The organism is Streptomyces canus (assembly GCF_030816965.1).
Lineage (GTDB): Bacteria > Actinomycetota > Actinomycetes > Streptomycetales > Streptomycetaceae > Streptomyces > Streptomyces canus_E.
On sequence record NZ_JAUSYQ010000002.1, the window covers coordinates 1139093 to 1163594 of the forward strand.

Annotated in this window: 18 protein-coding genes and 2 pseudogenes; 11 read left to right on the plus strand and 9 right to left on the minus strand. The window is 72.1% G+C overall.

All coding sequences use genetic code 11. From position 1 onward, the window contains the following. The first annotated feature begins 139 nt into the window (after positions 1–139). Both QF027_RS06165 and QF027_RS06170 read left to right on the plus strand, forming a co-directional pair. The gene (locus QF027_RS06165; RefSeq protein WP_307082302.1) at positions 140–3043 is read left to right on the plus strand and encodes a glycosyl hydrolase 115 family protein; all 2904 of its coding nucleotides are present in this window, start codon (positions 140–142) and stop codon (positions 3041–3043) included. Positions 3044–3251: 208 nt separating this feature from the next. Further along, a complete protein-coding gene (locus tag QF027_RS06170; RefSeq protein ID WP_306985215.1) occupies positions 3252–4022 on the plus strand; it encodes a helix-turn-helix transcriptional regulator in 771 nt (256 codons plus the stop codon). On the opposite strand, the gene QF027_RS06175 is transcribed toward QF027_RS06170, so the two are convergent. The 7 genes from QF027_RS06175 to QF027_RS06205 all read right to left on the minus strand — a co-directional run bounded on the left by QF027_RS06175 (position 3997) and on the right by QF027_RS06205 (position 13383). After that, a complete protein-coding gene (locus QF027_RS06175; protein ID WP_373431084.1) occupies positions 3997–5472 on the minus strand; it encodes an MFS transporter in 1476 nt (491 codons plus the stop codon). The genes QF027_RS06170 and QF027_RS06175 overlap by 26 nt on opposite strands. 107 nt (positions 5473–5579) lie before the next feature. Next, complete coding sequence (locus QF027_RS06180) at positions 5580–7025, minus strand: alpha-amylase (RefSeq protein ID WP_307073178.1); 1446 nt, start codon at positions 7023–7025, stop codon at positions 5580–5582. Beyond that, positions 7022–7237 carry a hypothetical protein gene (locus tag QF027_RS06185; RefSeq protein ID WP_307073180.1) on the minus strand — a complete coding sequence of 72 codons (216 nt, stop codon included), beginning with the start codon at positions 7235–7237 and terminating at the stop codon, positions 7022–7024. Before QF027_RS06185 ends, QF027_RS06180 begins: the two co-directional genes overlap by 4 nt. A 208-nt stretch (positions 7238–7445) precedes the next feature. After that, positions 7446–10823 (minus strand): pyruvate carboxylase, encoded by a 3378-nt coding sequence (locus QF027_RS06190; protein ID WP_307073182.1) that lies wholly within the window; start codon positions 10821–10823, stop codon positions 7446–7448. 148 nt (positions 10824–10971) lie between these two features. Continuing rightward, positions 10972–11760: a DUF427 domain-containing protein gene (locus tag QF027_RS06195; protein ID WP_307073184.1), complete on the minus strand. Its 789-nt coding sequence runs from the start codon at positions 11758–11760 to the stop codon at positions 10972–10974. A gap of 13 nt (positions 11761–11773) precedes the next feature. Then, positions 11774–12970 carry a cysteine desulfurase-like protein gene (locus QF027_RS06200; RefSeq protein ID WP_307073187.1) on the minus strand — a complete coding sequence of 399 codons (1197 nt, stop codon included), beginning with the start codon at positions 12968–12970 and terminating at the stop codon, positions 11774–11776. Between the two features lie 44 nt (positions 12971–13014). Further along, entirely contained in the window at positions 13015–13383 is a 369-nt protein-coding gene (locus tag QF027_RS06205; protein WP_306985198.1) for a MerR family transcriptional regulator, read from the minus strand. A gap of 100 nt (positions 13384–13483) precedes the next feature. On the opposite strand from QF027_RS06205, the gene QF027_RS06210 reads away from it, so the two are divergent. From QF027_RS06210 to QF027_RS06220, 3 genes are all read left to right on the plus strand, one after another. Further along, on the plus strand, positions 13484–14557 hold the full coding sequence (locus QF027_RS06210; protein ID WP_306985196.1) for an alkene reductase: 1074 nt from the start codon (positions 13484–13486) through the stop codon (positions 14555–14557). A 74-nt stretch (positions 14558–14631) separates the two neighbouring features. Further along, on the plus strand, positions 14632–15891 hold the full coding sequence (locus QF027_RS06215; RefSeq protein WP_307073188.1) for a glycosyltransferase family 4 protein: 1260 nt from the start codon (positions 14632–14634) through the stop codon (positions 15889–15891). Continuing rightward, complete coding sequence (locus QF027_RS06220) at positions 15888–16661, plus strand: hypothetical protein (protein WP_307073190.1); 774 nt, start codon at positions 15888–15890, stop codon at positions 16659–16661. The genes QF027_RS06215 and QF027_RS06220 overlap by 4 nt, the downstream gene beginning before the upstream one ends. A gap of 55 nt (positions 16662–16716) precedes the next feature. Here QF027_RS06220 and QF027_RS06225 read toward each other — a convergent pair whose 3' ends face one another. Next, positions 16717–17874 carry a cytochrome P450 gene (locus QF027_RS06225; RefSeq protein WP_307073192.1) on the minus strand — a complete coding sequence of 386 codons (1158 nt, stop codon included), beginning with the start codon at positions 17872–17874 and terminating at the stop codon, positions 16717–16719. 121 nt (positions 17875–17995) lie between these two features. Here QF027_RS06225 and QF027_RS06230 point away from each other — a divergent pair. The 5 genes and pseudogenes from QF027_RS06230 to QF027_RS06250 form a co-directional block, all read left to right on the plus strand. Continuing rightward, a pseudogene (locus QF027_RS06230) lies at positions 17996–18547 on the plus strand (hypothetical protein); the annotation flags it as partial. Between the two features lie 489 nt (positions 18548–19036). Then, positions 19037–19918 (plus strand): annotated as a pseudogene (locus tag QF027_RS06235) (hypothetical protein); the annotation flags it as partial. A gap of 61 nt (positions 19919–19979) precedes the next feature. Beyond that, positions 19980–21200: an AAA family ATPase gene (locus QF027_RS06240; protein ID WP_307073194.1), complete on the plus strand. Its 1221-nt coding sequence runs from the start codon at positions 19980–19982 to the stop codon at positions 21198–21200. After that, positions 21197–22465, plus strand: coding sequence for a vWA domain-containing protein (locus QF027_RS06245; RefSeq protein WP_307073196.1), 1269 nt, complete (start codon positions 21197–21199; stop codon positions 22463–22465). Before QF027_RS06240 ends, QF027_RS06245 begins: the two co-directional genes overlap by 4 nt. Positions 22466–22594: 129 nt before the next feature. After that, a complete protein-coding gene (locus QF027_RS06250) occupies positions 22595–23494 on the plus strand; it encodes an amidohydrolase family protein (RefSeq protein ID WP_306985183.1) in 900 nt (299 codons plus the stop codon). Here the strand turns inward: QF027_RS06250 and QF027_RS06255 are convergent. After that, positions 23478–23912, minus strand: a complete 435-nt coding sequence (locus tag QF027_RS06255) for a GNAT family N-acetyltransferase (protein ID WP_306985181.1) — start codon at positions 23910–23912, stop codon at positions 23478–23480. The two genes, QF027_RS06250 and QF027_RS06255, sit on opposite strands and share 17 nt — an antisense overlap. A 26-nt stretch (positions 23913–23938) precedes the next feature. Between QF027_RS06255 and QF027_RS06260 the strand changes: the two genes are divergently transcribed. Next, entirely contained in the window at positions 23939–24466 is a 528-nt protein-coding gene (locus QF027_RS06260; RefSeq protein WP_307073198.1) for a CGNR zinc finger domain-containing protein, read from the plus strand. Positions 24467–24502: the final 36 nt, after the last annotated feature.

The window sequence follows — 24502 nt, forward strand, 5'->3', positions numbered from 1 at the left end:
CCTTCACGCACACCTCTGGACGCCCCGCGAACACCTCGCCTAGGGTTCCGGAGAAAGCGCTTTCTGGCCTGCCCGTGCCAACCAGGGGGAGCGTCTCGTGCCGCACCAGCAATGGACCCGCAAGTCCTTCCTCCGGGGAATGGCCGCCGTCGGCGCGGCCCCCTTCCTCCCCGGCCTGATCCCGAGCAGCGCCCAGGCGGCCGCCTCGGACCGCCCCGCCTTCCCGCTGGCGGCGGGAGGCACGGCCGTCGGCATCTTCGTGGACGCGGCGGACGACCCCGCCGTCGTCCGCGCCGCCGGCGACCTCCAGTCGGACGTCGAACGGGTCTCCGGGGCGAGACCCGACCTGCTGCGCACACTGCCGCGGACCGCCCCCCTGCTCGTCCTGGTGGGCACCCTCGGCGCGAGCCCCGCCATCGACCGCCTCGTCGCGCAGGGCCGCCTGGACGTCTCCCGGGTGAAGGGCCGTTGGGAGGCGTCCGTGACGCAGGTGATCGAGCGTCCGCTGCCCGGCGTCGACCGCGCCCTGGTGATCGCGGGCAGCGACCGGCGCGGCACGGTCTACGGGATCTACGACACCTCCGAACGCATCGGCGTCTCTCCCTGGTACTGGTGGGCGGACGTCCCCGTCGAGCGCCGGGACACCGTGACGGTCCCCGCCGGCCGCTTCGAGCGCCGGGAGCCGTCCGTCCGCTACCGGGGCGTCTTCATCAACGACGAGCAGAATCTGACCACTTGGTCCCACCGCACCCAGGAGACCGACAAGAACATCGGACCCGAGACGTACCAGCGCGTCTTCGAGCTGCTGCTGCGCCTGAAGGCCAACTACCTGTGGCCGGCGATGCATCCGTACTCCGACTTCTTCAACAAGTACCGGGAGAACCCCGAACTGGCCGACCGCTACGGCATCGTCGTCGGCTCCAGCCACCCCGAGGCCCTGCTCCGCAACGGAGTCCACGAATGGGAACCGTGGATCGCCGAACACCCGAACGCCGACGGCAGTGCGCCGGTCTACGACTACACGGTCAATCCGGCTGTCATCTCCGACTACTGGAGGGCGCGGGCGAGACAGAACGCCGCGTACGAGAGCAGCTGGACCCTCGGCATGCGCGGCCTGCACGACACTGCGTTGGAGACGAAGTACGCCACCACGATCCCGGAGAAGGTCGTGGTGATGAACGACATCATCGCCGACCAGCGCCGGATCCTCGCCGAAGAGGTCGGCGCCGCCGCCGAGCCGCAGATCTTCATCCCGTACAAGGAGGTCCTGGACCTCTACAACGCGGGTGTCCAGGTCCCCGACGACGTCACGCTGATCTGGCCGGACGACAACCACGGCAACATGCGCCAGCTGCCGAACGAGGCGGAGCGGGCGCGGCCGGGCGGCAACGGGATCTACTACCACCTCTCCTACTGGGGCCGTCCGAAGAGCTACCTGTGGCTGGACACGACCCAAGTGGCCAAGGTCTGGCAGGAGTTGCGGCGGGTCTACGAGTACGGCACCGACCGCATGTGGATCTTCAACGTCGGTGACGTCAAGTCGATCGAGACGGGCCTGTCCTTCGCGATGGACATGGCCTGGGACGTGGACCGCTGGGAGGCCGACGAGGTCGAGGGCTTCCTGGCGGAGTGGGCCGGGAGGCAGTTCGGGCGACGCCATGCCAGGGAGATCGCCGCGATCCGCACCGAGTACTACCGGCTCGCCGGGGAGCTGCGCCCCGAGTTCATCGCCGCGGGCCTCGTCTCCGTCGTCCACCACGGCGACGAGGCCGGGCGCCGGATGGCGGCGTACGACCGACTTCTCGCGCGCGTCCGGGCGGTGGCCGCCGAGCTGCCCGACGCCTATCGGGACGCCTTCTACGAACTGGTCGAATATCCGGTCCACGGCGCGTACTTGATGAACCTCAAGTACTACTGGGCGGACCGCAACGCGCTCGCCGCCCAGCAGGGCCGTGGAGCCGGCACGAACCGCTTCGCGGACCTCGCGCTCGCCGCACACACGGCGGAGGCGGCTCTCACCAGCCGGTACAACACCGAGGTGGCGGGCGGAAAATGGGACGGGTTCATCAATCCGTACCCGTCCCAGATCCCGAAGGCGCCGGGGCGCCCGACCGTCACCAGGGTGACCCGGCAGGAGACCGGCGGGCTCGGGGTGGCGGCCGAGGGGAACGAGACCGGGGCCGGCCGACCGCTGTCGTTCTCCTCGTACACCCGCGACCGGCGCTTCGTCGACGTCTTCAACACCGGGTTCCTGCCGTTGGACTGGGCGGCCGAGGCCAGTCACCCGTGGGTGAGGCTGAGCACGGCCGGTGGTTCGCTCACCGAGCAGCGGCGGGTGTGGGTGGAGATCGACTGGGAGCGCGCGCCCGAGGGTGCGCAGGAGGCCACGGTCGCCTTCACCGGCGCGGGGCAGCGCTTCGACGTGCCGCTGCGGGTGGTCAACGGCCGCCGACGGGCCCGTGGCTTCGTCGAGGCCCACGGTTACGTGTCGATCGACGCGGCGCACGCCGACCGGAGGGTGGGCCGAGGCGGTTGCCGCTGGCGGACCGTGCGGGGCCTCGGACGTCGTACGGGAGCCGTCGAGGCCGTTCCTTCCACGGCGGCTCCGATCACCGGTGACCTCACCTCCCGGGCACCGGAGTTGCGGTACCGGGTGCGGTTCGGCAGCACCGGCACCTTTCCCGTCACGGTCTTCCGGCTGCCCTCGCTGGACGAGCGCGGGCAGCGGCGGCTGGCCGTCGGGCTCGACGACCAGCCGGTGACCGTCCTGTCCGGGCAGGCCGTCGCGACCGGCAACCGGGGGGACGCCTGGGCCCGCCAGGTGGAGGACGGCGTCGAGCGACTGACCGCCACCGTGACGGTCACCGAGGCAGGGGAGCATGTGCTGCGGCTCTTCATGGTCGATCCGGCGATCGCGGTGGACCAGATCGTGATCGACACGGGCGGCCTGCCCGCCACCTACCTCGCGCCGCCGGAGAGCTACCACCCGGTGTTCAACCCGGAGCCCGCGCCGGGCCCGGCTCTGGAGGCGCCGGACCAGTAGACCGAGGGCTTCGTGCGGGCCGCCGGTCCCCCGTGCCGGCGGCCCGCACGCGTCGCGGCCGGCGCTGCCGCCCCCGCGGGAAGACAGGCGTGTCCGACGGGCCGCCCTCCCCCCACTGCGGCCCGCCGGAGCTTCAATGTGCTGGAGTACATCCGAGAACGTCGATGTTGCTCGGATGAAGTGTGGGTCAGCGAGGTACTACGTCGGTATGGGTACAACTGCGTATGAGCGGGTGCTGTCGGTCGCCGTGGCCGCGCTCCACGAACGCGACCCCGATCGACTGTGGCCCCTGCTGGCGGCCGAACTGCCGGTCCTGTGCGGTGGCGACGCCCTGATCTACAAGCTGGACAACTGGGACGAGCGCGAGGGCACGCTCGGTCTGTCCCCCGGTGTCACCGCGGAGTTCGTCGCGCTCGGGGACGAGGACACCGCTCTGCTGCGCTCGGGATACCCGTTGGCCCGGCACTACGCGGACCGACCCGACCGGGCGCCGGTCACGGCCCGTCGGGTGGCCGGCCGTTCCTGGTCGGCAAGCCCGACCGCGCAGCTCCTCGACGACCTCCTGGACGTCGACCATGTGCTGGGCATTCCGCTGCCGCAGTCGACCACCCCGGTCACCGGGTGCATGGTGTACCGCTCCGGGCGGGACTTCACCGACGACGAGCTGCGCCTGGCCGAGCAGTTGCAGCCTCTGCTCGCTGCCGTCGAGCAGCAGCGGCAGCTTCTGCGGCGGCTCAACACGCCTTCCGAGGAGGCGGCCGACGTGGCGCTCACGCCGCGGGAGACGACGGTGCTGCTCCTGCTCGGCGACGCCCTGACCGCCGTGGCGATCGGCCGCAGACTCGGGATATCCGAGCGTACGGTCCACAAGCACATCGCGAACATCTACCGCAAGCTCGGCACGCACGACCGCGTCAGTACGGTGCTGCACGCCCAGCGGCTCGGGCTCGTCCCTAGGGCAGCGGCGGCCCGCCCTTGAGGCGTTCCAGGTCGGAGGGGCGGACCTGGATGACCACGACGGCGATGAGCGCGGCGAGCACCGTGAAGATCGCGGCCATCACGAAGGCGGCCGAGACACCGGCGGTGAGGACCTCGTCGCCCCAGGAGCCCGGGAGCTCACCGGTGCGCCGGAACAGGCGGCGCTCGGCCGGGGAGGCCTGGGCGAGGAAGCGCGGGACCTGCTTCTGCGCCTCGTTGGTGCTGGCCGTGCCGAACATCGTGACCAGGATGGACAGCCCGAGCGAACCGCCCACCTGCTGGGTGGCGTTGAGGAGCCCGGAGGCCGCGCCGGTCTCCTCGTTGGGCACGTTGGAGAGCGCCATCAGGGTCAGCGACACGAACTCCATGCCCATGCCGAGACTGAAGACGAGCATGGGCCCGAGGACACTGCCCGCGTAGGTGGAGTGGACGTCGGTCAGGGTCAGCCAGGCCAGCCCGGCCGACGCGAGGATCGCGCCCCCGACCATGAAGGGCTTGGGCCCGTACACGGGCAGGAAGCGCGAGGCGAGACCGGCGCCGATCGCGATGACCGCGCTGACCGGCAGGAACGCGAACCCGGTCGCCAGCGGGCTGAAGTCCAGGACGTTCTGCGTGAAGAGGGTCAGGAAGAAGAACATGCCGAAGATCGCGGCCGCGAGGCACAACATGATGCCGTAGGTGCCCGCGCGGTTGCGGTCGGCGAACATGTGCAGCGGGGTGATCGGCTGCCGGGAACGCTTCTCGACCAGCACGAACACCGCGAGGAGGACGACCGCCCCGGCGAACGAGGCCAGCGTGAGCGCGTCCCGCCAGCCTTCCTGGGCGGCCCGGATGAAGCCGTACACCAGCAGCACCATGCCCGCCGTGGCGGTCAGCGCGCCGGTGATGTCGAAGTTGCCGGGATGCCGCTCCGACTCAGGGATCCAGCGGGGCGTGGCGATCGCGATGAGCAGTCCGATCGGGACGTTGACGAACAGCACCCACCGCCAGTTCAGCCACTCGACGAGGACCCCGCCGGCCAGCAGCCCGATCGCGCCGCCGCCCGCCGAGACCGCGGCGAAGACGCCGAACGCCCGGTTGCGCTCGGGGCCTTCGCGGAAGGTCGTACTGACCAGCGAGAGGGCGGTCGGAGACGCGATGGCACCGCCGACGCCCTGAAGGGCGCGTGCGGCGAGGAGTTGGGCCTCGTTCTGGGCGAGCCCGCCGAGCAGCGAGGCGAGCACGAACAGCAGTACTCCGAAGACGAACATGCGGCGCCTGCCGAGGATGTCGCCGGTCCTGCCGCCGAGCAGCAGCAGCCCGCCGAAGGTGAGGGTGTACGCGTTGACCACCCAAGCCAGGCTGGTGGTGGAGAAGTCGAGGGAGCGCTGGATGTCCGGGAGCGCTATGTTCACGATGGTGATGTCGAGCACCACCATGAGCTGACAGGACGCGATGACGAGCAGGGCCATGACGTTTCCGCCCCCGCCGGAGTCCGGTGGGGTGGTCCGTGGTGCAGAACTCGCCTGCGGGTCGCTGCTCATGGTCTCCGTTCGACCGTACGCCCCCGCCATGGCCGTCACCACTTGAGGACGTGGCACCCCCAGCCCTCCAGGGACACGAACAGACCGCAGTCGGCCAGTTCGTCTCCGTCACGGTCGTACACGGCCCCGGTGAGCAGGTCGGTCGCACGGCACACGCGGCCCCTCAGGTCGTCCCACGGCAGCGGCAGCCTCGCCCGGGCCGGGCGGTCGGAGTCGTTCACGACGACCAGATGGCGGGCGTCAGCGTGCGTCCAGGTCCAGGCGAGCAGGTGTCGGTGCGTGTCGTTGTCCGCCCGGCCCGTCGGCGTCAGCGACCGCCAGTCTCCCCTGCGTACCGCGGCAGCCGCGGGCAGCAGTCGGCCGTAGAAGTCGCGCAGGGGTTCGTCGAGGGGCTCCTGCGGCCTGCGCCTCAGGAACACGGGTGGCCGCATCCGGCGGCCCTCGAACTGGCCCTCGTGCCAGAGGGTCGCGCCGGGCAGGGTCGCCACGGCCACCGCCGACGCCCGGCCCCGGTCGCCGGGCAGGGTGGCGGCGGCCCGGGGCTCGTCGTGGTTCTCCAGGAAGCGGACGAGACCGCGCTGGTGGGCGAGGTCGGCGCCCAGGTGGGCGCGGACGGAGTCGGCGCTCTCGTGCAGCAGACGGTCGTAGAGGCGTTTGTCGTAGCAGTGGTCGAAGCCCTGCTGCTGGAGGGCCCCTTCGAGGTCCCAGTAGGCCTCGGCGACGAAGAGGAGATCGGGGTGGCGGGCCCGCACGCGGGGGATGACGTACGGCCAGAAGTCCTCGGTGGGGGCGGTGCCCGCGCGGTCTCCCCAGGTCTTCGCGAAGGTGTCGTTCATCAGCAGCATGGCCATGTCGCAGCGCACGCCGTCGGCCTGGTCGCCGATGGACACGAGGGTGGCCACGGTCGCCTCGCGCAGCGCGTCGCTGAAGGCGTTCAGCTGGACCACGTCCGGCCAGGGCGGGAAGTAGGGGTCACGGCCGCGGGCGTAGACCTGTCCCCCGGCCGCGATGAAGTCCGCCGGGGCGCGGGCCAGGTCGTCGGCGGTGCCCCGTACGAGACGGTCGGGGCTCGACGTGAGCCAAAGGTGGTCGGGGGCCACGTGGTTGGGGACGTGGTCGAGGATCAACCGCAGTCCTCGTGCGGCGAGTCGGGTGCGGGCGGTGGCCAGTCCTTCGGGTCCTCCGAGGGAGGCGTCGACGACGTAGTCGCGCACGCAGTACGGGGATCCGGCGATGTCCGCGTCGGTGACGTCGGGCAGGGCCTCGCGGAAGGAGGCCCTGAGTCCCTCGTCACGCAGGGCGATCTCCAGTCCGGCGGGACTGCGTTCCCACACGCCCATCAGCCAGACGGTGTCGACGCCGGGCAGCGCGACGGAGTCCCAGACCTCGCCGGGCACGTCGCCGAGGGTGACGGGACGGCCGTAGCGACTGCTCAACTCGCTCAGCCAGACGAGGGTGTTGATCTCGTGGATCACCGTCATGACAGGGGCTCCTCCCGGTCGCCCGGCGGCCGGAGCGACTCCCGCCCGCCCCGGTGCCAGTCCTCCTCGCTGATCGAGTGAAAGAGGGTCGCGGTGGCCGCCACCAGGCCCGTCCAGCCGGTCTGGTGGGGGGCGCGGGAGCGGGCCTGGTCGTGGGTGAAGTACGACCAGACGTCGCCGTTGTCGCTGTGGTCCTCGCGGCCGGGCCCCACTGACGTTCGCTCAGGTACGGGCCCCAGCATCGCCAGGGCACCGCACCCGCGGCGGCTTCCGCCGGCCGCCGCCGTTCGGCGTCCGGTGCGCTGCCGTCCGTCCCCATCGCCCGTCCTCCCGGCCGCCCGGCACATGGTCCAGACTCGAACGGTCCGACTTGACCGCAACGGCCATGACCCGTCCCTAATCGGGCGTCGTCGTTCCGGCTCAGGCGATCTCGACCAGCAGGTCGCCGCCCTCCACCTGCTGGATCTTGTTGATGGCGAGCCGGGACACGCGACCCGCCTTCGACGCGGTGATCGCGGCTTCCATCTTCATGGCCTCGATGGTGGCGACGGTCGCCCCGGCGTCGACCTCGTCGCCCTCGGCGACCGCCAGCGTGACCACACCGGCGAACGGCGCGGCGACATGGCCGGGGTCGGAGCGGTCGGCCTTCTCGGTGGTCGGGATGTCGGAGGAGGCCGCGCGGTCGCGGATCTGGATCGGCCGCAGCTGGCCGTTGAGCGTGGACATCACCGTGCGCATGCCCCGCTCGTCGGCCTCGCCGATGGCCTCCAGCGCGATGAGGAGCCGGACACCGGGTTCCAGGTCGACGGCGTACTCCTTGCCCGGCCTGAGGCCGTAGAAGAAGTCCTTGCTGTCCAGGAGGCTGGTGTCGCCGTAGGACTGACGGTGGGTCTCGTACTCGCGGGTCGGGGCGGGGAACAGGAGCCGGTTGAGGGTCGAGCGGCGGTCCTTCTCCAGGCCGGTGCGGTCCTCGGCGTTCAGCTCCTGGACGGGCTTGGCGTCGGCGCGGCCCTGCAACGCCTTGGTGCGGAACGGCTCGGGCCAGCCGCCGGGCGGGGTGCCGAGCTCGCCGCGCAGGAAGCCGATCACCGAGTCGGGGATGTCGAAGCGGTCCGGGGTCTCCTCGAACTCCTTCGGGGTGACCCCGGCGCCGACCAGGTGCAGGGCGAGGTCGCCGACCACCTTGGAGGACGGGGTGACCTTCACGAGGTGGCCGAGGATCTTGTCGGCGGCCGCGTACATCGCCTCGATGTCCTCGAACCGGTCGCCGAGCCCGAGTGCGACGGCCTGGGTGCGCAGGTTGGAGAGCTGGCCGCCGGGGATCTCGTGGTCGTAGACGCGCCCGGTCGGGGAGGCGAGGCCCGCTTCGAAGGGCGCGTAGATCTTGCGGACGCTCTCCCAGTACGGCTCCAGGTCGCCGACGGCCCTGAGGTCGAGGCCGGTGGGCCGGTCGGAGTGGTCGGTCGCGGCGACGATCGCCGACAGGGAGGGCTGCGAGGTCGTGCCGGCCATGGAGGCCACGGCACCGTCCACGGCGTCCGCGCCCGCCTGGATCGCGGCGAGGTAGGTGGCGAGCTGGCCGCCCGCGGTGTCGTGGGTGTGGATGTGCACCGGGAGGTCGAACTCGCGGCGCAGGGCCGACACCAGCTTCGCCGCGGCGGGGGCGCGCAGCAGGCCCGCCATGTCCTTGACGGCCAGGACGTGGGCGCCCGCGTCGACGATCTGCTCGGCGAGGCGCAGGTAGTAGTCGAGGGTGTAGAGGCGCTCGTTCGGGTCGGACAGGTCCGAGGTGTAGCAGAGGGCGACCTCGGCGATCGACGTGCCCGTGGACCGTACCGCCTCGATGGCGGGGCGCATCTGGCTGACGTCGTTGAGCGCGTCGAAGATGCGGAAGATGTCGATGCCGGTGGCCGCGGCCTCCTGCACGAAGGCGTCCGTCACCTCGGTCGGGTACGGGGTGTAGCCCACGGTGTTGCGGCCGCGCAGCAGCATCTGGAGGCAGATGTTGGGGACGGCCTCGCGCAGGGCGGCCAGCCGCTCCCAGGGGTCCTCGGCGAGGAAGCGCAGGGCGACGTCGTAGGTGGCACCGCCCCAGCACTCCAGGGAGAGCAGTTCGGGCAGGGTGCGGGCGACGGCCGGGGCGACGGCGAGCATGTCCTTGGTGCGTACGCGGGTCGCGAGCAGCGACTGGTGGGCGTCGCGGAAGGTGGTGTCGGTGACACCGATGGTCGGCGACTCGCGCAGCCAGCCGGCGAAGCCCCCGGGGCCCAGCTCGGTGAGCCTCTGTTTGGAGCCCGCCGGCGGCTCCACCCCGGTATCCACCCGGGGCAGCTTGGTGACCGGATCGATCACGTCGGGCCGCTCGCCGTGCGGCTTGTTCACCGTCCGGTCGGCCAGATAGGTGAGCAGCTTGGTGCCGCGGTCGGCCGAGTGCCGGGAGGTCAGCAGGTGCGGACGCTGCTCGATGAACGACGTGGTGACGTTGCCCGCCTGGAAGTCCGGGTCGTCGAGGACGGCCTGGAGGAACGGGATGTTGGTGGCCACGCCGCGGATGCGGAACTCGGCCACGGCACGCCGGGCCCGGTTGACCGCGGTGGTGAAGTCCCGGCCCCGGCAGGAGAGCTTGACCAGCATCGAGTCGAAGTGGGCGCTGATCTCCGTACCGGCGTGGGTGGTGCCGCCGTCGAGGCGGATGCCGGAGCCGCCGGGCGAGCGGTAGGCGCTGATACGGCCGGTGTCGGGGCGGAAGCCGTTGGCGGGGTCCTCGGTGGTGATACGGCACTGCAGGGCCGCGCCGTGCAGCTGCACCGTCTCCTGGGACAGGCCGAGGTCGGCGAGGGTGGCGCCGGCGGCGATGCGCAGCTGGGCCTGGACCAGGTCGACGTCGGTGACCTCCTCGGTGACCGTGTGCTCGACCTGGATGCGTGGGTTCATCTCGATGAAGACGTGGTTGCCCTCGCGGTCGAGGAGGAACTCCACGGTGCCCGCGTTGCGGTAGCCGATCTCGCGGGCGAAGCGCACGGCGTCGGCGCAGATCCGGTCACGCAGGTCCGGGTCGAGGTTGGGTGCCGGTGCGAGCTCGATGACCTTCTGGTGGCGGCGCTGCACCGAGCAGTCGCGCTCGTAGAGGTGGATGACGTTGCCGTGCCCGTCGGCGAGGATCTGCACCTCGATGTGGCGGGGCTCGACGACGGCCTTCTCCAGGAAGACGGTCGAGTCGCCGAAGGCCGAGGCCGCCTCACGCGCGGCCGCCTCGATGGACTCGCGCAGCTGGGCGGGGTCCTGGACCCGGCGCATGCCGCGTCCGCCACCGCCGGCGACGGCCTTCACGAACACCGGGAAGCCGATGTCGTCGGCAGCCCTGACCAGCTCGTCCACGTCGGTGGAGGGGGCCGAGGAGCCCAGGACCGGTACGCCGGCGGCGCGGGCGGCGGCGACCGCGCGGGCCTTGTTGCCGGTCAGTTCGAGGATGTCGGCGCTGGGGCCGACGAAGGTGATGCCCGCTTCCTCGCACGCGCGCGCGAGCTCGGGGTTCTCGGAGAGGAAGCCGTAGCCCGGGTAGACGGCGTCGGCACCGGCCAGGCGGGCAGCGCGGATGATCTCGTCGACGGAGAGATAGGCCCGCACGGGATGGCCCGGTTCGCCGATCTCGTAGGCCTCGTCGGCCTTGAGCCGGTGCAGTGAGTTGCGGTCTTCGTGCGGGAAGACGGCGACCGTCCTCGCGCCCACCTCATAACCCGCGCGAAACGCGCGGATCGCGATCTCACCACGGTTGGCGACCAGTACCTTGCGGAGCATTCCCGTTTCCCTTCCGCCTGCCGGTGACGCCCCCATGGTCTCGGCAAAGACCGCCGGTGGCCATGAGAGTCAGGTCACGTGTCGCGGACGGTTTGGTGGTGATCTGCGCAGGTACGGCGGTGGTACGACCTTCTGCGGGCAGTTCCGGTCACTGGACCGTCCCGGTGAAGGGGGTCACCGGCCGCTCCAGGCGCTCCCCGTCCACGGTGATGTCGACGGCTTCGTTGAAGAACGCGAGCAGCCCCTTGACGGCGGCCACGGCGGGGAGCGGGTCCGGGTAGCTCCAGACGATGTTCGCGTGGCCACCCGTCGACCAGTACTCGGCGGTGCCCTTGTAGGGGCAGCCGGTGTGGTGGTCGGTGGCTTCGAGGAGGTCGAGGCGGACGTCCTCGCGCGGGATGTAGTAGCGCGTGGGCAGGCCCGTCTCGAAGAGCAGGACGGGGCGGTGGGTGTCGGCGACGACCGTCCCGTCGATCTCGACCCGGACATGGCGGCTGCCGGCCATGGCGTCGACCCGTTTGTGCGGGTCACGGGGGTGGACGAAGATCTCTTCCTCCTCCTCGTACCAGTGGTCGAGGCCGGTGCCCCGGTGCCGGAACCACGCGAAGGCGATGTGGCCGGCGAGGTCGGCGGCCGGGAAGGTCCAGGCGGCGTTCTCGACGAGCTCGCCGTCGACCTCGAGGTCGTAGAAGATCCGGGATCCGGTGTGGGTACCGGTGGCCGGGTTCTTCGCGGGCCGGAGCAGGTCCTCGCGGACGTCGGCGCGCGGGAAGGCGTACAGCGGGACGGGGAAGTCCGGTTCCCAGACGAGGACGGGGTGCCGGCTGTCGACGACGGTGACGTCTCCCTTGCGGCCGCGCACCCAGCGTTCGCTGGGCTCCCACAGCAGGCCTTCCGGGGTGGTCCGTACGTCTCGTGCGGTGGGGAAGGTGGTCACGGGCGTCTCTCCTTCACCTCTTCAGGAAGTCGGTCAGTCCCGTCAGGAGCCGGTCGACGTCCGGTGCGTCGTTGTAGGGGGCGAGGCCGACGCGCAGGCCGCCGGTGTCGCCGAGGCCGAGGTGGCGGGAGGCCTCGATGGCGTAGAAGGAACCGGCCGGGGCCTGGACGCCACGCTCCGCGAGGAAGCCGTACGCGTCGGCCGTGCTGTGGTTCTCGAAGGTCAGCAGGACGGTCGGGGTGCGGTCGGCGGCCCTGGAGTGGACGGTGACGCCGTCGAGCGCGGCGAGCCCCTCGTCGATCCGGGCGCGCAGGACCCGTTCGTGGGCTTCGAGCGCGGCGAACCCGGCGCTCAGCCGCTCCCGCCGGGTGCCGGTGGCCTCCGGGTCCAGCCGCTCGGCGAGGAAGTCGACCGCCGCTGTCGTGCCGGCGAGGAACTCGTAGGGCAGCGTGCCCAGTTCGAAGCGCTCCGGGACGGCGTCGGTGGAGGGCAGGAGCTTGTCCGGGCGCAGGGTCTCCAGCAACTCCGGGCGGGCGGCGAGGACTCCGTGGTGCGGGCCGAGGAACTTGTACGGGGAGCAGACGAAGAAGTCCGCGCCGAGCGCCTCGAGATCGACCAGGGCGTGGGCCGTGTAGTGGACGCCGTCGACGTGGACGAGTGCGCCGACCTCGTGCGCCGCCCGGGCGATGGCGGGGATGTCGGGGCGCGTGCCGATCAGGTTGGAGGCCGCGGTGACGGCGACGAGCCGGGTTCGCTCGGTCAGTACGGCCCGGATGGCGTCGACCGTCAACTCACCTGTCTCCGGGTCGAATTCGGCCCACCGTACGGTGGCACCGGACTGGACCCAGGGGCGGATGTTGGCGTCGTGGTCGAGGCGGGTGACGACCACCTCGTCGCCGGGTGACCAGGTCTTGGCGAGGGTGCGCGAGAGATCGTAGGTGAGTTGGGTGGCGCTGCGGCCGAAGACGATCCCCGAGGGGCTCGCCCCGAGCAGGTCGGCCATCGCCCGGCGGGCCCCGGTGACGAGGGCCTCGGCGTTGCGCTCCCCCAGTGTCACCTGTCCCCGGTTCGACAGGGGCTGCGCCAGGGCGTCGGCGATGGCCCGGATGACGGGCTCGGGGGTCTGGGTGCCGCCGGGGCCGTCGAAGTGGGCGATACCGGCGGCCAGGGCCGGGAAGTGGGAGCGGAGGGCGGCGATGTCGTACGTCACGTGGGGGCTCCTCGGTCCGGCCGGTTCCAGGTGATCTCAGCCTGTCACGCCGTTCGCAGGCTCTCGTGGTGAGCCCGGTTCGTGGCCATCAGCCCGTCGAGGGCGTCCCGGGTCCGGATCAGTTCCGCGATGTGATCGGTGAGCCGGTCGCGTTCCTCGGCCATCCGCTCCAGGGCGGCGTCGGACGTCTCCGCGCTGGGTGAGTCGACGCACGGCAGGAGTTCGGCGATCGTACGGCTGGACAGACCGGCCGCGTACATCCGCTGGAGGAATGTCACGCGCTCGACGGCCGGCTGTGTGTAGTGCCGCTGCCCGCTCGCGCTGCGCGTGCTGGTGAGCAGCCCCTGCTCCTCGTAGTAGCGCAGGGCACGGACGCTGACCCCGGCCCGTGCCGCCAGTTCCCCGATGCGCACGCGTTCCTCCCTCACGGACTTGACCCTCACGTCGACGTCAGGTTTTAGCGTACCTGCGTGCCCGGGAAACGGGTGCGACGGATCACGAAGGAGACATGACGTGACGACCCTTTTCACCGGTTTCCGGCTCGGCGGACTGCGGCTGCCCAACCGCGTGGTCATGGCCCCGATGACACGGGTGCGGGCCGCCGAGGGCGGTCTGGCGACGCCGTCGATGGCGCGTTACTACGCCCAGCGCGCCACGGCAGGCCTGATCGTCACCGAAGGGGTGCAGCCGAGCCTGATCGGGCAGTCCAATCCGGGGACGCCGGGGCTGTACACCGACGAGCAGGTGGTCGCCTGGCGGCCGGTGACCGAGGCCGTGCACACCAACGGGGGCCGGATCTTCGCGCAGATCATGCACGGCGGCCGGGTCTCGCACCCGGACACCACCGGCCTGCGGCCCGTCGGCCCCTCGGCCGTCCCCGCCACCGGCGAGGTGTTCACGCCCACGGGACCGCAGCCCGCGCCGGTTCCGCGCGCGCTGGGCACAGAGGAGGTGCCCGAGCACGCCGAGTCGTACGCCGAGGCCGCGCGCCGCGCCGTCGACGCCGGGTTCGACGGGGTGGAACTGCACGGCGCCAACGGCTACTTGATCTCGCAGTTCCTGGCCCCCAACGCCAATCTGCGCACGGACCGTTACGGCGGTTCGGTGACCAACCGGATCCGGTTCGCCGTGGAGGCGGCGGCCGCGACCGTCGACGCCGTGGGTGCCGAGCGGACCGGGATCCGGCTCTCACCGGGCGGCACGTTCTGGGGAGTCGAGGAGACCCAGGTCGTCGAGCTGTACACCGCGCTGCTGACCGAGCTGTCCCGTCTCGGGCTGGCCTACGTTCATCTGGAGGCCACCGCCCCCGAGGAGACGCTCCTGAACCTGCGGCGGGTCTGGCCCGGTGCCCTCGTCATGAACCCGGTGCTGCCGCTGGGCGCCAAGCAGGCCGGCCGCTCCGAGGCCGACCACTGGCTCGGTCTCGGCGCCGATCTCATCAGCTTCGGCCGCGCGTTCATCGCCAACCCTGACCTGGTCGAGCGGCTGCGCACCGATCTGCCGATCGCCCCCGCCGACGAGGCCACCTACTTCCAGGGCGGCGACAACGGCTACCTCACTTATCCCGCATACCAGTACACAGCGTGACGCCCAGGCGGCGGGGACACCACGAAAGGGTAACGAGGGTCAACCACAGGCAATGTCGGGTGGTCTAGCCCGGCATGAAGATCTCTTTCCTGCTCCACAACGCCTACGGGATCGGAGGCACCATCACCACGACCTTCAATCTGGCCCAGGCCCTGGCCGAACGGCACGAGGTGGAGATCGTGTCCGTGCTGCGGCACCGGGAGCTGCCCAACTTCGTGCTGGATCCGAAGGTTTCGCTGCGACCGCTGGTCGATCTCAGAGAGGAGAAGGAGCACCCTCTACATCTGAGACCGGCGCGGGTGTTCCCGCGCTCCGAGTACCGGTACGGGCAGTACAGCGAGTTGACCGACCAGCGCATATCGGAGGCCCTCGCCGCCATCGACGCGGACGCGGTGATCGGCACCCGGCCGGGGCTCAACGTGCATCTCGCGGGTCAGGCGCCGCCTCATGTCGCCCGGATCGGGCAGGAGCACCTCACCCTGGACAACCACTCGCCCCGGCTGCGCACCGCGCTGCGGCGGGCCTACCGGGGGCTCGACGTGCTCACCACGGTGACCGAGGCGGACGCGGGCGCCTACCGGCGGCAGATGCGGTTGCCGGGCGTCCGGGTCGAGGCGCTTCCGAACAGCGTGCCGGATTCCGTGCTGCCCGCGGCCGACGGTTCCGCGAAGGTGGTCGTCGCGGCCGGCCGGCTGGTCCCGGTGAAGCGGTACGACCTTCTCGTCGAGGCCTTCGCCGCGGTCGCCGCCGAGCATCCGGACTGGCAGCTGCGCATCTACGGCAAGGGGGACGAACACGACCGGCTTCGGCAGCTCGTCAACGACCTCGGTCTGTGGAACAACGTCTTCCTGATGGGTGCCGCGGCTCCCATGGAGGCGGAGTGGGTCAAGGGCTCGATCGGGGCGGCCGCCTCCGACTTCGAACCCTTCGGCATGACCATCGTCGAGGCGATGCGCTGCGGGCTGCCCGTGGTGAGCACCGACTGTCCCCACGGCCCCGCCGAGATCATCGCGGACGGGGTCGACGGGCGGTTGGTGCCGGTCGGGGACCGGGACGCCATGGCCGCGGCCCTGCTGGAGCTGGTCGGGGACGACGAGCTGCGCCGCCGGATGAGCCGGGCGGCCCTGGAGAACGCGCGGCGGTTCGCTCCCGGACCGGTGGTCGAGCAGGCCGAGCGGCTCATCACCGAGGCGGTCGCCGCGCGGCGGGCGGGACGGCCGGTCGTGCGGGAACGCCGGAGCACACATCTGGCCGCCCGGGGCTTCGCCGCCCGGGACACGGCTCTGGTCGCGGCGAGCGGTGCGCTGCGCATCGTACGAAAGGGGAGGCCGTGACGACGACACGCGCCGGATGCGCGGTGGACACGGACGGCAGGATCATCTTCGAGGTGCCTCAGGCCCACGGCCGCCGGTTGCTGCTGCGGCTGCGTCCGAAGAAGGGACTGCCCGAGGAGACCCTGCACGTCCTCGACCTGAACTCGGCCGACGAGGGGCGCGCGCGTGCCGTGCTCGCGGCCGATCCCGTGCTCGCGGAGGGACGGTGGGACGTATATCTGCTGGACGGATCCGAGCGCACACGGCTGCGTCCGGGCCCGCGTGACCTGCGGGTCCTGGTCGACGGACACCTGCGGGACCGGCACGCGCCGCTGGCCGTCCGGGTCCCCTACGTCACCAAGGACGGCTTTCTCGCGGTGCGGACCTGGCTGCGGCCCGCGCACGCGGAGGTCGACCGCGTGGACGTCACCGGCGGGGCACTGACGGTCTCGGCCCGGCTGCACGGCGCCTCGCTGCCGGCCGGCGCCGAGGTGCGGCTGCGGCTGCGGCGGGAGACAGGGACCGTACGCACGCTCGAGCCACAGGTCGGACAGGACGGCCGGAGCTTCTCCTTCACGGTCGACGACGAGACCCTGGACAACGGCATCTGGGACATGTTCGTACGGCCCGCGCCCGGAGCCCCGATGATCCGGCTCGCCCGGCTTCTGGACGACGTGGCGGACCGCAAGAACGTCTTCGTCTACCCGGGCGCCACGGCCGGGGGAATCGTCGTGCGGCCGTACTACACGGTCGACAACGACCTGTCGCTGGACGTGAAGCAGGCCGGCTGAGCGGTCGACTCGGGCGAGCGGCACGTCCTCGCCGACGACCGCACCGCGCTGAAGGTCATCCCCAGAGCACGTGCAGGGTGGGCGGCTTGCGGAAGACCAGGCCGTACGGGGCGGCGGGGCGGTCCGGGTCGAGGCGGAGAGCGGGGAGACGGTCGAGCAGGTGCCGCAGGGCAACGCGGGTCTCCAGGCGGGCCAGGTGGGCGGCGAGGCAGTAGTGGGGGCCGTGGGCGAAGGCCAGCTGGAGGCGGGCGTTCGCGCGGCGGACGTCGAAGCGGTCGGGGTCGGGGAAGACGGCGGGGTCCCGGTTGGCACCCGTCAGGGAGACGGTGACGAGGTCACCCTTGTGGATCGAAGCCGGGCCGAGAGCGATGTCCCGGGTGGCGTAGCGGTCGACGACGGCCGCGCCGGGTTCAAGACGCAGGGACTCCTCGATCGCGCCGTCCAGCAGGGCGAAGTCGTCCTGCACCAAGGCGAGTTGATCCGGGTGCCGGAGGAGATGCAGCAGTGCGTTGGTGATCATCGCCTCGGTGGTCTCTATGCCTCCGAACATCAGCACCGCGGCGTTGGAGGCCACCTCCGGCAGCGCCAACCGGTCCGCGGCGGAGGTCAGGAGGGAGGTGGTGCCCTTTTCCGCGACCGTGGCCTCGACCGCCGTCCGAAGCTCGGCGTACGCCTCCGGGCCCGCAGGTCCGGCCGTACGGCCCGCCGTGAGGTCCGAGACGGTCCGCACGATGGCGTCGTACCAGGAGAGCACCGTGTCCGTACCGGCGCCCACCAGCCCGAGTGCCTCGGTGACGACGGCGACGGCGAGCGGGCCGGCGAAACCGCGGCGCAGTTCGGCGGCGCCCGCCGGTTCGAGTGCGGTGACGAGGCGGTCGGTCTCCCGCTCGATGAACTCGGCGAAGCCGTCCCGCACTTCACGCGGGCGGAAGGGCGCGGTGAACGGCTCGCGGTGGCGGGTGTGTTCGTCGCCGTCCAGGGAAAGCATGCTGGGGCCGACGACCTGGGCGGTCGAGAAGCGGGGGTCGTCCACGGTGAAGGTGTCGGCGTCCCGCATCACGTCGAGCGCGAGATCGCGCCGGGTCACCAGCCAGCCGTTCAGTTCGGGCAGCCAGGAGACGGGTTCGTGGGCACGCAGTCGGGCCAGCCACGGATGCGGATCACTGGCGAGTTCGGCCAGCGTGGTGGTGGCGCCGAGCGGGAATCCGATCACGCTCCAGGCTAACCCGGCGGAAAATACGTGGCAGATGGGCGTGAGGCGGCTTACGCTGCTCGACGATGACGACTCACACTCCTGAACGATTGGGGGTCCCGTCCGCGCAAGGTGAGTGCTGATGCTCACTTCGACCGCGAACGAGGACATCCGTACATCCTTCTGGCCGCGCGTGCGCGAGTTCGCCGTGCCGGCCGCCATGATCGAGACCGCGACCGCCCGTCGCCTCGCCGGGGACTGGGCGGGGGCGTGTGCCGCCGCGGGTTTCGACGTCGATCTCAATCTCCGTGCCGTGGCGCGCGATCACGGCCGGGAGCTGGCCTCCCGGGTCCGGTCCGATCTCCGCGCCCTCGCACCCGACCTGCTGCGCTGGCACATGCCGAGGATCGCCCCGGACGGGCTGCTGCGGCCCGGGGTGACCCTGACACTGGCGCAGTACGACGCACCCGAGGGCCCTGTGCATCTCGTGGCCCGGACCGCGCCCGCCTGGGCGGACGCCGGCCAGCGCATCACCCTCGCGCTGTGGTCCCGGTCCACGGCCGGCGCCGCAGGTCATCCGCACCCGCGCCCGAACCGACGGTTCCGGCTGGATCTGCACCGGCATCTGTGGGATGCGGGCAGGGCTGGGGAGTTGGGGGCGCGGTCGGGGGCCGGTGACGTGCGGGAACGGGACCGGGGCGGTGAACTCCGCGACCCGGACGCGGCCGCTGACGTGCGGGAACGGTCGGGGCCCGGTGAGGCGCGGGAGCGGCACTGGGGCGGTGAACTCCGCGACCCGGACGCGGCCGCTGACGTGCGGGAACGGTCGGGGCCCGGTGAGGCGCGGGAGCGGGACTGGGGCGGTGAAGTGCGCGACCCGGAGGGGGCCGCTGAGGTGTGCGACTGGACCGGAGCGGGTGAAGGCTACGACCGGACCGGGACCAGTCAGACCCGCGACCGGCACGGGGCCAGTGATACCCGCGCCCCGACCGGAACCGCTGAAGCACGCGACCGGACCGCGACCAACCAGACCCACCACCAGACCGGCACCGCTCAAGACGACGACCGGACCGGAACCAAGCAGACCCGCGACCGGGCCCGAACCAGTCAGATCCCCGATCAGCTCCCCGACCGGACCGAAGCCGCTGAAGGCCACGCCCAGACCGGAACCAGTCAGACCCCCGACCAGACCGGAACCGACGAGCTGCGGCAAGGGTCGGACGTCGGTGAGCCCTCGATGCGGTCGCGGCCCAGTCAACTTGCTGGCCATGAACCGGAGTTGATGGTGCCGCCCGATTGCGCCGTCGACCGGTGGGCGGCGGAGGCGCGGATACTGCTCGCGGCCGAAGGACGGACCGGCGGACTCCTGCTGGTGCGGCTCGGTGGGCGGCAGCGGCTGGTGCTGGAGCTCGCCGCGGACGACGATCTGATACGACCCGTGCCGACTCCCTCGGCCGGTACCGTATCCGCACTCCCCGTCCTGCCGGACGCGGCGACCTGGGTGCTGCCCGACCTCCAACTGCTGCGCGCCGGCGCGATCGAGGCGGAACGGCTGCACCCCCTGGTCGCCGCCGCGTTGGCACCGGACCGAGCGGCCACCGGACCACCTCGCACCCCGGACCGGCCGGGACGACCGCGTCTCGTGGAGTGCCGGGGAGCCAGACACCGGATCGGCCTGGTCGACGGGGTGCTGGCCCCGCTGGACCACGACCCGGACGAGATCCGGCGGGAGGAACTGCTGGTCGCGCTGACCGGCACCCCGCTCCCCTGCCTCCAGGCGATCGACGAGGCACACCGCCGTCCGCACTGCCTGGCCGGCGTCCGCGAACGTCTCGTGCACGGCGACACCGCCGGCGCGCTGGCCGTCGTGGAAGGACTGCTCGGCCCCGAGGCGCTGCTGCGCACCGGCCCCCTCCGGGACGAACTGGAGGCGGCTGCGCTACGGCGCATCACATACGGACTGTTCAGGGCGGGCCTGACGGGACCCGGGCCCACCCGGTTCCGACCGCGTCCGAGCGGTCGCGACTCCCGGAACCGGCGTACCCATCCGCGTCACGCGACCTGAATCCCCAACGGGGAAACTGTCCCCTCCTCCTGGCCCGCTCCTAGCCCATAGGTGATCACTCATGCCCATGACCGCCCCTGCTTCCGCCTCCCAACTCGACGTCGCCGCCGACCTGTTGGCACTGCTGCGCGACTCCACCACCGAACCGCGCCCCGACTCCCAGCTGGAGGCCCTCACCCTGGCCGTGGCCGCCGATCTGCCCGTACTGCTGTGGGGTGAGCCGGGCATCGGCAAGACCGCGACCCTGACCCAGCTCGCCGCTGCCCTGGACCTGCCGCTGACCACGGTGATCGCCAGCGTGCACGAGCCGTCCGACTTCTCGGGGCTGCCCGTGGTCGGGGACGATCCCGCCACCCAGGGCGTGCCGATGGCCCCGCCGGACTGGGCGGTACGCCTGGTGCGGGCCGGCCGGGGGCTGCTGTTCCTGGACGAGTTGTCCACCGCACCGCCCGCCGTCCAGGCCGCGCTGCTCCGGCTCGTCCTGGAGCGGCGGATCGGCGCACTACGGCTGCCGCCCGGCGTAAGGATCGTGGCCGCCGCCAACCCCAGGTCCTCGGCGGCCGACGGCTGGGAGCTCAGCCCACCGCTGGCCAACCGGTTCGTCCATCTCCAGTGGACCCACGACCACGAGACCGTCGTACGCGGGCTCGGCGGGACCTGGCCGCGGGCCACCCTGCCACGGCTCGACCCGCGCAAGCTGCGGGAGGCCGTGGACTTCGCCCGCCGCGCGGTGTGCGGGCTGCTCGCCGCGCGCCCCACGCTCGTGCACCGGCTGCCCACCAACGAGACCGGGCGGGGCGGTCCCTGGCCGTCGCCGCGGAGCTGGGACATGACCCTGTCCCTGATCGCCTTCGCGACCGCGGCCGGCTCCGCGCGGGACGTGCTCTCCTCGCTGGTCCGGGGCACGGTGGGCGACGGCCCGGGGCTGGAGCTGCTGGCGAGCCTGGACCGGCTGGACCTCCCGGACCCCGAGGACGTGCTCGCCGATCCCGCGGGGGCCGTCCTGCCCGAACGGGGAGACCTGCGGCAGGCGGTGCTCGACGGTGTGGTGGCGGCCGTACGCGCACGTCCGGACCGGGCCCGCTGGGATTCCGCGTGGGCGGTGCTGGTGCGGGCGCTGGAGACCGGCGCCCCGGACCTGGTCGTCGTGCCCGCGACCACGCTCGCCTCGCTGCGGCAGCAGGACTGGGACGTGCCGGCGGCGATCGACAGGCTCGCCGGGACGGTGGCGCTGTCCCGGCGGGCGGACCGGGCGGCTGTCGCCTCCAAGGCCCGCCGATGAGCACGAAGACCCCCGGAGAGGGGGGACATCTGGACCGCGACAAACTCTTCGCCGCCCGTCTCCACGCCGCCCGGGCCCGCCCCTATCTGGCCACCGCGCTGTTCGCCCTGCACACCGTCGAGTCGAAGCAGGTGCCGACGATGGCCGTCGACCGGCACTGGCGGTGCTATGTCTCACCGGCGTTCGTGGACCGCATGCCGGTGGAGGAGCTGGCGGGCGTGTGGGTGCACGAGGTGTCCCACCTGCTGCGCGACCACCACGGGCGCGGTGACCGGGTCGCCCGTGAGCGCGGGCTGACCGGTGTCGGAGACCGGCTGCGGATGAACATCGCCGCGGACTGCGAGATCAACGACGACGTGTACGGCGACGGACTGGTCGCGCCCAAGGGCGCCGTGCGGCCCTGGCGGTTGAGGCTGCCCGAGGGACAGCTGATGGAGGAGTACCTGAGCGGGATCAGCTTCGGGCCCCTCACTCTTGACCTGGCCTGGCTGGACTGCGGCAGCGGTGCCGACGGCCTGGAACGCGAGTGGGACCTGGGCCCCGACGGGGCGGACAGTCTGAGCGAGCAGGAGCGGGACGCGGTCCGCTTCCGGGTGGCGCAGGGCATCAAGGCGCATCCGGGGGACACCCCGCAGGGCTGGCGGCGGTGGGCGGAGGAGGCGTTCCATCCGCCGCAGCCGTGGCGGGACCTGCTGGGCGCGGCACTTCGTTCGGCGGTCTCCGGCTCCGGCGCGGGCGACGACTACAGCTACGGCCGTCCGTCGCGGCGCTCGGCGGGGGTGCCCGGCGCGGTGCTGCCGAGCCTGCGGCGCCGGCCGCCACGGGTCTGCGTGATCATCGACACCTCCGGCTCGGTCAGCGACGGCGAGCTGGGCAGCGCGCTCCTGGAGGTTGCCGCGATCTCCCACGCCGTGGGCGGCCGACGTGATCTGGTCAACGTGCTGTCGTGCGACGCGGCGGCCGGGGTCGTGCGTCCGCTGTGCCGGGCCGAGGGCATCCCGCTGGTCGGCGGCGGGGGGACGGATCTGCGCACGGGCTTCGAGAAGGCGCTGCGCTCGCGGCCCCGTCCGGACGTCGTCGTGGCCCTGACCGACGGGCAGACGCCCTGGCCGAGCGCGCGGCCCTCATGCCGTACCGTCATCGGTCTGTTCCCCCGGCCGGGCAGGAGCCGGGCACGACGCGAGAACAATCCCGAGTACGTGCCGGACTCACCGCCCGCCTGGGCCCGCGTGGTGGAGATCGGCTCGGCAAACGGAGCTCGGTGAGCCAGGAAGCTCCGAGCAGGCCGACCGACCTCACGGCCGCCGCGGGGTGGACGCGGAGGTGGTCGGCCACGAGATCATGGGGGCCGGCGGAGTCCGGAGCACATCGCGGGCCTGGGTGGGAGGAGCGACATGACCAATGTCGACGTGCACCAGCATCTGTGGAGCCCGGCGCTGGTGACGGCCTTGAGGGCGCGCCGCGAGCCGCCGTACCTGGACGGCTGGACGCTGTATCTGGACGGTGAGCCGCCCTACGGCCTCCCGCCCGCCGACCACGACGCGGCCCGGCGCGCGGAACTCGCCGCCACCGACGGCCTCGGCCTCGCGCTCGTCTCCCTCTCGGCGCCGATCGGCGTGGAGTGGCTGCCCGCGGCCGAGGCACGGCCGCTGCTGGACGCCTATCACGAGGGCGCGGCCGCGCTCCCCGCGCCGTTCGGGGCGTGGGCCGCCGCCTGTGTGCGGGACGTCGACGCCAAGGCGACGGCGGACTACCTCGACCAGGGGTTCGCCGGCCTCCAGCTGCCCGCCGACGCCCTTGCGGACGCGGCCGGTTACGCCCGGTGCGCCCCGCTGCTCGAGCTGCTCGAAGAACGCGACCTCCCGCTGTTCGTGCACCCGGGGCCCGCGGCCGGTGGCTCCGAGGGGCCCGGGTGGTGGCCCGCGATGGTCCCCTACGTCCAGCAGATGCACGCCGCCTGGTTCGCCTTCCGTGCCTACGGCCGCCCCCGCCATCCGCGGCTGCGGGTCTGCTTCGCACTGCTGGCCGGACTCGCCCCGCTGCACGGGGAGCGGTTCGCCGCGCGCGGGGACGGCAGGACGGAGCCGGACCCGCTGGTGTTCGTCGAGACGTCCTCGTACGGGCCGCGTGCCGTCGAGTCCGTCGTGCGTGCGCTGGGCGTGGACGCCGTGGTCCAGGGTTCGGACCGGCCGTACGCGGAGCCGCCGCAGCACCCCGGCCACGGGCTCGGCGGAGCGGCGGCCTACGCCTTCCGTATCGCCAACCCCCGAAGACTGCTCACCGGGAAGGAGTGACCGCGCGGTGAAGGGGCGCGTTCTCGATGGGAGCGCGCAGTTCCACCCGGGAGACGTCGTGGTCCCGGAACCAGGCGAGCAGGCCGCCGATGACCGTACGGCTGTGGCCGTGCCGCCGGTGGTCCGGATCGGTGACGACTCCGATGACGTGCCCGGTCCGGCCGCCGCGCGAGCCCGGTCGGGGCGGGCGTCGGTCGATGGCGCCGATGCCACAGGCGGCGAGCCCCTCGTCCTCGGCGTCCACCACCAGGACGCGCACGTCGTCCGCGGTGAGCTGCTCCCACAGCGCCACGGCCAGTGAGTCCAGCGCGTTGCCGTCGAGATCCCCGGAGCGCAGAGCCTGCAGACGTACCAGCTCCACCAGGTCGTACTCCACCGCCTGCCGTACGGCCGTTGAGTTTCCGGTGCCTTGTCCCATACCGACCACCCTGGTGTAATGCCCTTGTGCATCTCAACCCTTACGGCGAGGATCCCGTGAAGCTGGCCGCGGATCTGGCCAACCGGCGCCCGGCCGACGTCACGGAGCTCGCGGACCGTTGCCTCGCCGCCGGGGTGGTGCTGGACGGCCCGGTCACCCCGAGGGACCTGGTCCGCACCGGGGAGGTGCTGGACGCGTGGGAGAAGGTGGTCGACGCCACGGACGAGGAGGAGCGCGCCGAGCTGCTCAACCGCATGCTGGCGACGGCCGCCGCGTATCCGCGGATGACCAACCATGTGGGCACCGGCTGGCATCTGCACTACCGCGACGAGGGCCAGTCGCTCGGCGACGTGCTGTACTCCCTGATCTCCGTGGGCACCGCCCTGCACCTGGCGGGACGCGGCATGCACCGCCTGCGGCGCTGCGAGGTGACGGAGTGCGCCACGATCTTCGCCGACACCTCCCGCACCGGCCGGCAGCGGTACTGCTCCCCCCGCTGCGCCAACCGGGACGCGGTCCGCCGCCACCGGGCCCGCACCGCGTCCTCGGACTAGCGGACGGGTCCGGACCAGGGACGAGTCAATTATTGG